Genomic DNA, 7175 nt, shown 5'->3' on the forward strand with positions numbered 1-7175 from the left:
CTTGGGGGGCGGAAAGCCCGCCCCCCAAGGCCTTTTGCCCCTTGCCTTTTCCCCGCTTGGTCCTGGTATAATCCCCGCGAGGTTTTGGTGGGGTTTGGGAGGTGAGCAGTGCGGGGAGTATGGGGAAGTTTATGGCTCTTGGTTTCCTCTTTGGCCTTCGCCAAGCTGCCTGCTCTTAGCCCCCTTCCTCTTCCCGCGAACACGGTGGAGGTGGGCCAGGCGGTCAAAAAGGGATGGGTGGTCTATGAGGTGAAGCCCGGGGATACCCTGGCGGGGATTGCCGCTCGTTACGGGGTGGATCCCCGGCACATCATGTGGTCCAGCAACCTGCAAGGCGATCGCTTGCAGGTGGGGCAAAGGCTTCTCATCCCCTTGGTGGCGGTGGAGGACCGTCCCCCCAGGGTGCCCCCAGGGGTGGAGGCCTACCGGGTACGCCCTGGGGATACCTTGCAAAGTCTGGCCAGCCGTTATGGGGTAAGCGTTCTGGAACTGGTTTCCGCCAACCCTTCCTTAGAGAGCTTGGACCGGCTGGTGGCGGGGAGCGTCCTGTACATTCCAAGAAAGGCTAAGGGCTTGGTGGTATCCCTGCCCGAGGGGCAGACCCTGGTGGACCTGGCGGCTCGTTTCGGCCTCTCCCCAGTGGCGGTGGCCCGGGCCAACGGCATCCAGGACCCCGCGGAGCTCAGGCCCGGGGACCTGGTCCTCCTCCCCGGTATCCAGGCCAAGACCACCTATGAGCGGCTTCTCGCCAAGCAGGAGGAGGAGCGAAGGGCCCGCCTCGAGGCGGAGCGCCGGCGCCAGGAGGAGCTTAGGCGTCTGGCGGAGGAGAGGAGGAGGCAGCAGGCCTTGGCCCAGCAACGTGCCCGGCAGGTGCAGCAGGCCTTGGCCCAGCAACGTGCCCGGCAGGTGCAGCAGGCCCAGACCCAGCGGCCCCAGGTGCGCCGGGTGAGCTACCAGGAAGGGGCCATGCGCTGGCCTCTTTCGGGCTTTCGCATCACCACCTATTTCGGCCAACGGGGAGTCTTTCAGCGCTTCCACACGGGGATTGACCTAGCTGCAGCGTACGGCACCCCCATCGTGGCGGCCAAGGCGGGGCAGGTGGAGGTGGCGGGTTGGAGCTCCGTGGGCTATGGCTTCCATGTGGTGTTGGACCACGGGGGCGGGGTGGAAACCCTTTACGCCCACATGTCGCGCATCGCCGTGCGGGCCGGCCAGTGGGTGGAGGCCGGGCAGGTGATCGGCTACGTGGGCTCCACCGGCTGGTCCACCGGGCCCCACCTGCACTTTGAGGTGAGGGTGGGTGGGGTGGTCCGTAACCCCTTGGCTTATTTGCCTTGAGTAAGTTTTAGTGCCCCCCGGGGGCCTTTGGGCCCCCGGCTTCTTTTGGCTTGACCCGGTGGGCGGTAAGCTGGAGGATGGAGGACGGGATGGAGAAGGGAACCTTTCAGATCAAGACGGGCTTCGCCGAGATGTTCAAGGGCGGGGTGATCATGGATGTGACCACCCCCGAGCAGGCGGTGATCGCCGAGGAGGCGGGGGCAGTGGCGGTGATGGCCCTGGAGAGGGTCCCCGCCGACATCCGGGCCCAGGGTGGGGTGGCCCGCATGTCCGACCCCAAGGTCATCAAGGAGATCATGGCCGCGGTTTCCATTCCCGTGATGGCCAAGGTGCGGATCGGCCACTTCGTGGAGGCCATGATCCTCGAGGCCCTGGGGGTGGACTTCATCGACGAGTCCGAGGTCCTCACCCCTGCGGATGAGGAGCACCACATCGACAAGTGGAAGTTCAAGGTGCCCTTCGTGAACGGGGCCCGGGACCTGGGGGAGGCCTTAAGGCGCATCGCCGAAGGAGCGGCCATGATCCGCACCAAAGGGGAGGCGGGCACGGGCAACGTGGTGGAGGCGGTGCGCCACGCCCGCACCATGTGGAAGCAGATTCGCTACGTCCAGTCCCTAAGGGAGGACGAGCTCGTGGCCTACGCCAAGGAGATCGGGGCCCCCTTGGAGCTGGTCCGGTGGGTCCACCACCACGGCCGGCTCCCCGTGGTGAACTTCGCCGCCGGGGGCATCGCTACCCCAGCGGACGCGGCCCTCATGATGCACCTGGGCATGGACGGGGTTTTCGTAGGTAGCGGCATCTTCAAGTCCGGGGACCCCAAGAAGCGGGCCCGGGCCATCGTGCGGGCGGTGACCCACTACAACGATCCTGAGGTGCTGGCCGAGGTTTCCGAGGACCTGGGCGAGCCCATGGTGGGCATCAACCTGGACCAGCTTAAGGAAGAGGAGCGCCTGGCCAAACGGGGCTGGTGAGATGGCGTCGCGGGCGGTCTGCGGGGTTTACGAGATCCACCCTGAGCGGGTGGAGAAGGCGCGCGCGGCCTTGCCCGAGGAGGCGGTGCTGGGGGAAGCCGCCCTCCTCCTTAAGGCTTTGGCCGACCCCACCCGGATGCGGCTTCTTCTGGCCTTGAAGACGGCGGGGGAGCTTTGCGTGTGCGATCTAGCCCTCCTCGCTGGGGTTTCGGTTTCTGCGGTGAGCCATCAGCTCAGGCTTCTGCGCCAGGCAAGGCTGGTGGCCTTCCGGAGAGAGGGAAAGCGGGTCTACTACCGCTTGGCGGACGAGCACGTGGAACGGCTTCTTGAGGGGGCTTTGGAGCACGCGGAAGAGAACACTTGACTAGCTACTCAAATGATGCTACCCTGGGGGCATGGATGCTCACAGGGTTCGCGTGTTCCGGGTGGAGGGTTTGGACTGCGCCGACTGCGCCTTAAAGGTGGAGAAAGCCCTTTCCGAGGTGCCTGGAGTGGTGCAGGCCCAGGTCAGCTTTGCCAGCGGTAAGGCCTATCTGCACCTCGAGGTTCCCGGGGCGGAGAAGGAGGCGGAAAGGGTGGTTTCCGCCCTGGGCTACCGTTTGAAGCCTGAAGGGGACACGACCAGGGGTGTTTTGGGACCCTGGCGCTGGGCCTTGGTTTCCGGAGGGCTTCTCCTGGCGGCCTTTTTGGCTTCGCTCTTCCTCCCCGGCCTAGCCCCTTGGGGCTATCGGCTGGCGGCCTTGGTGGGGGTTTTCCCCCTGGCTCGTCGTGCGGTGGCTGCGTTCCGGCAAAACCCCTTTAGCATGCAGAGTCTGGTCACGCTGGCCACCCTTGGGGCCTTGGTCATCGGGGCGGAGGCCGAGGCGGCGGTGGTGGTCTTCCTCTTCCTGGTGGGGGAGGTGCTGGAGGCTTATAGCGTGGCCCAGGCCCGCAGGTCCCTTTACGCCCTTTCCGAGCTTCTTCCCAGGCGGGCCTACCGCCTGAAGGAGGGTGGGGTGGAGGAGGTGCCCCTTAAGGCCTTGAGGGTGGGGGACCTGGTGAGGGTGCCCCCGGGGGAGCGGGTACCGGCCGACGGGGTGGTGGTGTCTGGACAGGCTTCCGTGGAGGAGGCCGCCTTCACCGGGGAGCCCTTGCCTAGGCCCAAGGGGATAGGGGACCGGGTTTACGGGGGCAGTCTGGTGCAGGAGGGGAGCTTGGTGGTAAAGGTGGAGCGCCTTCCCGAGGAGGGCTTCCTGGCGGAGATGGAACGCCTGGCGGAGGAGGCCTTGCTTAAGAAGAGCCAGGCGGAGCGGGTGGTGGATGCCTTTAGCCGCCGCTACACCCCGGCGGTCCTGGCCCTGGCAGGCTTCGTGGCCCTGGTCCTTCCCCTTTTCCGGGGGGATTTCCTGGGGCATGTCTACAAGGCCTTGGCCCTTATCCTCATCGCCTGTCCCTGCGCTCTGGTGGTGTCGGTGCCTGCGGCCATCGCCGCAGGGGTGGCCCGGGGAGCCAGGGCGGGGGTGCTCTTTAAGAGCGGGGCGGCCCTGGAGCGCTTGGCTGGGGTTCGCTACGTGGCTTTGGACAAGACGGGAACCCTGACCCTGGGAAAGCCCACGCTGGTGCGGGTGGTTACCTTTGGGGTTTCGGCGGAGGAGGCCTTGGCCCTGGCGAAGGGGGTGGCGGAGGGTTCCTCCCACCCCTTAGCCCGGGCGGTGCGGGAGGCTTCGGGCCCCAAGGCCTTGCCCTCGGAGGAGCATCGGGCGGTGCCGGGCCTCGGGGCCTTCGCTCGGGTGGAGGGGAAGGAGGTGGGTTTGGTGCGGCCCGAGGCCTGGGACCTGCCCCCGGAAGTAGAGGCCCAGGTGAAGGCCTTGGCGGAGGAAGGCTTCAGCCTTTCCCTCTTGGTTAGGGAGGGGGTTCCCTTGGCCCTCTTGGCCTTCCAGGATACCCCCCGCCTCGAGGCCCGGGAAGTCTTGGCCGAACTGCGCCGACTGGGCCTTAAGCCCCTCCTGCTTACCGGCGACCGGGAGACCTCTGCTTTGGCTTTGGGCACGGCCATAGGGCTTTTTCCTGAGGAAATCCGGGCTGGCCTTTCTCCCGTGGACAAGCTCCGCCTGGTGGAGGAGATGGAAGGTAGGGGTGGCGTGGCCATGGTGGGGGATGGGGTGAACGACGCCCCAGCCCTGGCCAAGGCCACGGTAGGGCTTGCCGTGGCCGAGGGCACGGAAGTGGCCCTGCAGAGTGCAGACGTGGGGCTTCTGAGCCTTGCCGCCTTGCCCCGGGCCTTCCGCTTAAGCCGCATGACCATGGCCGTGGTGCGGCAAAACATCGCCCTGGCGGTGGGCCTTAAGGGGGTTTTCCTCCTGAGCACCCTCCTGGGGCTTACGGGGCTTTGGCCCGCCGTCTTGGCCGACAGCGGGGCTTTGGTGCTGGTGACGGCGAACAGCTTGCGCCTCCTGAGGAGCAGAGTATAGTTGACCCATGCCCAGGCGCAGGTATCCCAGGCTTCTGGAGCAGTTCCTTGCGAGTGAGGCCAAGGTGGGGGTGCCCTCCGCTTCCCTTCTGGCGGGGGGCTTCCCTTGACAGGGCGGGAGCCTAAGTCCAGGATGAGGGGCGTGGTTGGCGTTTTGGCCTTACAGGGGGATTTCCGCGAGCACAAGGAGGCCCTCAGGCGGCTTGGGGTGGAGGCCAAGGAGGTGCGCAAGCCCGAGCACTTAGAGGGCCTAAAAGCCCTCATCGTGCCTGGGGGCGAGTCCACCACCATCGGCAAGCTGGCCCGGGAGTATGGCCTCGAGGAGGCCGTGCGGCAACGGGTGGCGGAGGGGAGCCTGGCGGTTTTTGGCACCTGCGCCGGGGCCATATGGCTTGCCCGGGAGATCCTAGGCTACCCCGAGCAACCCCGCCTGGGTGTCTTGGACGTGGCGGTGGAGCGGAACGCTTTTGGCCGCCAGGTGGAGAGCTTTGAAGAGGACCTCTTCATCCGGGGCTTTTCCGAGCCCTTCCACGGGGTCTTCATCCGCGCCCCCCTCTTTCGCCGCCTGGGGGAGGGGGTGGAGGTGCTGGCCGAGCTTTCCGGCTTCCCCGTCTTGGTGCGGCAGGGGAAGGTTCTCGCCAGCAGCTTCCACCCCGAGCTTACCCAGGACCTAAGGGTTCACCGCTACTTCTTGGAACTGGCCGGGGCCTAGTGCCCGTAAACCAGGCTGGGTAGCCAGGTGGCGAGCCCAGGGAAGAGCATCGCCAGGATAAGCCCTGCAAGTTGCAGCAACAGGAAGGGTAGCGCTGGAGAACACAAAACCCCCGTGGCTGTCAAGAGCCAGGGGGTGTGTTCCGCTATGCCGAACCTAGGGGCGCATGCGGGTGTACATCCTGGGGAAGGGGATGGCCTCCCGCACGTGGTTAAGGCCGCAGATCCAGGCCACGGTGCGCTCGAGGCCCAATCCGAAACCCGAGTGGGGCACGCTGCCAAAGCGCCTCAGGTCCAGATACCAGTCGTAGACCTCCTCCGGGAGGCCGAACTCCTGGATTTTCCTGCGTAGAAGTTCCAGGTCGTGGATTCTCTGGCTACCCCCGATGATCTCCCCGTAGCCCTCGGGGGCCAGGAGGTCGTTGTTTAGGACCAGCTCCGGGTCCTCGGGGTCGGGTTCCATGTAAAAGGCCTTGATCCGGGCAGGGTAGCGCTCGATGAAGACCGGGCGGTCAAACTGGCGGCTGAGGGCGGCCTCATGGGGGGCGCCGAAGTCCTCCCCGTAGGGCAGGGGCGGCACCTCGGGGTCCTTCTCCGCAAGCTGGTTCACCAAAGCCACAGCCTCCTTGTAGGTCAGACGGGGATAGCGGCCCTCCGCGGCAGGCTCCAGGGCCTTGGGATCGCGTTCCAGCATTTCCAGCTCCTTGGTCCTTCGCGTGAGCACCCGGCCCACCAGATAGCGCAAAAGCTCCTCCTGTAGGGCCATGTTCTCCTCGTGGGTCATGAAGGCCACCTCGGGCTCGATCATCCAGAACTCCAGGAGGTGGCGGCGGGTTTTGCTCCTTTCCGCCCGAAAGGTGGGGCCGAAGGTGTAGACCTTGCCGAAGGCCAAGGCCCCGGCTTCGGCGTAAAGCTGGCCCGACTGGGAGAGGTAGGCCTTTTCCCCGTCAAAGAGGTCCACCTCGAAGAGGTCGGTGGTGCCTTCCACGGCGCTGGGGGTGAGGATGGGGGCGTCAAACCTTAGGAACCCCCGCTCGGCGAAGAAGTCGTGGATGGCCCTTTCCAGCTCGTCCCGGATGCGCATCACCGCAAAGGGGCGGCGGTGGCGGAGCCACAGATGGCGGTGGTCCATGAGGAAGTCGATGCCGTGCTCCTTAGGACCGATGGGATACTCCCCCTGGGGAAGGCTCACCACCTCGAGGTTCCTCACGGAAAGTTCAAAGCCCCCGGGAGCCCGTTCGTCCCGCCGCACCAGGCCGAAGACCCTCAGGGCGGTCTCCTGGGGTAGGTGATCCGCCTTCTCAAAGATCTCCTCCGGTACCTCCCCCTTGAAAAGGGTGGCCTGGATAAAGCCGGTGCCGTCCCGAAGGATGAGGAAGTGGATCTTGCCCTTGGAGCGCTTCTGATAGAGCCAGCCCCTTAGCTCCACCTCCTGGCCCTCGTATTTGGCGATCTCATCAATAAAGACCCGCATACCCTTCTATCGTGACGACTCCCCGGACTAAAGTCCAGGGCTTCTCGGGATTGCTCCCGAAGGCCCCGTCCAGGCCCAGAAAGACCTTGACTCCGTATCGGCAGGCGAGCGCAATGCTTCTGGCTCTGCCACGGGGGTTCGTTTGGAGTTTTACCCATCGGACTACCCGATGGAACCCCCTACTCCAAGTTTCAAGGTCCACGGGGAACTTTGTCCCCAAGAACATTGTACC

6 protein-coding genes are annotated in these 7175 nt (G+C 65.5%); 5 read left to right on the forward strand and 1 reads right to left on the reverse strand.

All coding sequences use genetic code 11. The features are described from left to right. Positions 1-108: 108 nt before the first annotated feature. The 5 genes from F604_RS0105035 to pdxT all read left to right on the forward strand — a co-directional run bounded on the left by F604_RS0105035 (position 109) and on the right by pdxT (position 5470). Positions 109-1338, forward strand: coding sequence for a M23 family metallopeptidase (locus F604_RS0105035; protein ID WP_019550685.1), 1230 nt, complete (start codon positions 109-111; stop codon positions 1336-1338). Between the two features lie 89 nt (positions 1339-1427). Beyond that, the gene (pdxS, locus tag F604_RS0105040) at positions 1428-2309 is read left to right on the forward strand and encodes a pyridoxal 5'-phosphate synthase lyase subunit PdxS (RefSeq protein WP_026328982.1); all 882 of its coding nucleotides are present in this window, start codon (positions 1428-1430) and stop codon (positions 2307-2309) included. A gap of 1 nt (position 2310) precedes the next feature. After that, the gene (locus F604_RS0105045) at positions 2311-2673 is read left to right on the forward strand and encodes an ArsR/SmtB family transcription factor (protein ID WP_019550687.1); all 363 of its coding nucleotides are present in this window, start codon (positions 2311-2313) and stop codon (positions 2671-2673) included. Positions 2674-2704: 31 nt separating this feature from the next. Continuing rightward, on the forward strand, positions 2705-4759 hold the full coding sequence (locus tag F604_RS0105050; protein WP_019550688.1) for a heavy metal translocating P-type ATPase: 2055 nt from the start codon (positions 2705-2707) through the stop codon (positions 4757-4759). Positions 4760-4891: 132 nt separating this feature from the next. After that, a complete protein-coding gene (gene pdxT / locus F604_RS0105060) occupies positions 4892-5470 on the forward strand; it encodes a pyridoxal 5'-phosphate synthase glutaminase subunit PdxT (RefSeq protein ID WP_026328983.1) in 579 nt (192 codons plus the stop codon). 156 nt (positions 5471-5626) lie between these two features. On the opposite strand, the gene asnS is transcribed toward pdxT, so the two are convergent. After that, positions 5627-6943, reverse strand: coding sequence for an asparagine--tRNA ligase (gene asnS, locus F604_RS0105065; RefSeq protein WP_019550690.1), 1317 nt, complete (start codon positions 6941-6943; stop codon positions 5627-5629). Positions 6944-7175: the final 232 nt, after the last annotated feature.

The sequence above is a fragment of the Thermus scotoductus DSM 8553 genome (assembly GCF_000381045.1).
In the GTDB taxonomy this organism is placed as follows: Bacteria; Deinococcota; Deinococci; order Deinococcales; family Thermaceae; genus Thermus; species Thermus scotoductus.

Bases quoted from the DNA above. Each gene is read 5' to 3' on its own strand.
- pdxS (WP_026328982.1), top strand. From the start codon at position 1,428: ATGGAGAAGGGAACCTTTCAGATCAAGACGGGCTTCGCCGAGATGTTC.
- F604_RS0105045 (WP_019550687.1), top strand. From the start codon at position 2,311: ATGGCGTCGCGGGCGGTCTGCGGGGTTTACGAGATCCACCCTGAGCGG.
- F604_RS0105050 (WP_019550688.1), top strand. From the start codon at position 2,705: ATGGATGCTCACAGGGTTCGCGTGTTCCGGGTGGAGGGTTTGGACTGC.
- pdxT (WP_026328983.1), top strand. From the start codon at position 4,892: ATGAGGGGCGTGGTTGGCGTTTTGGCCTTACAGGGGGATTTCCGCGAG.
- asnS (WP_019550690.1), bottom strand. From the start codon at position 6,943: ATGCGGGTCTTTATTGATGAGATCGCCAAATACGAGGGCCAGGAGGTG.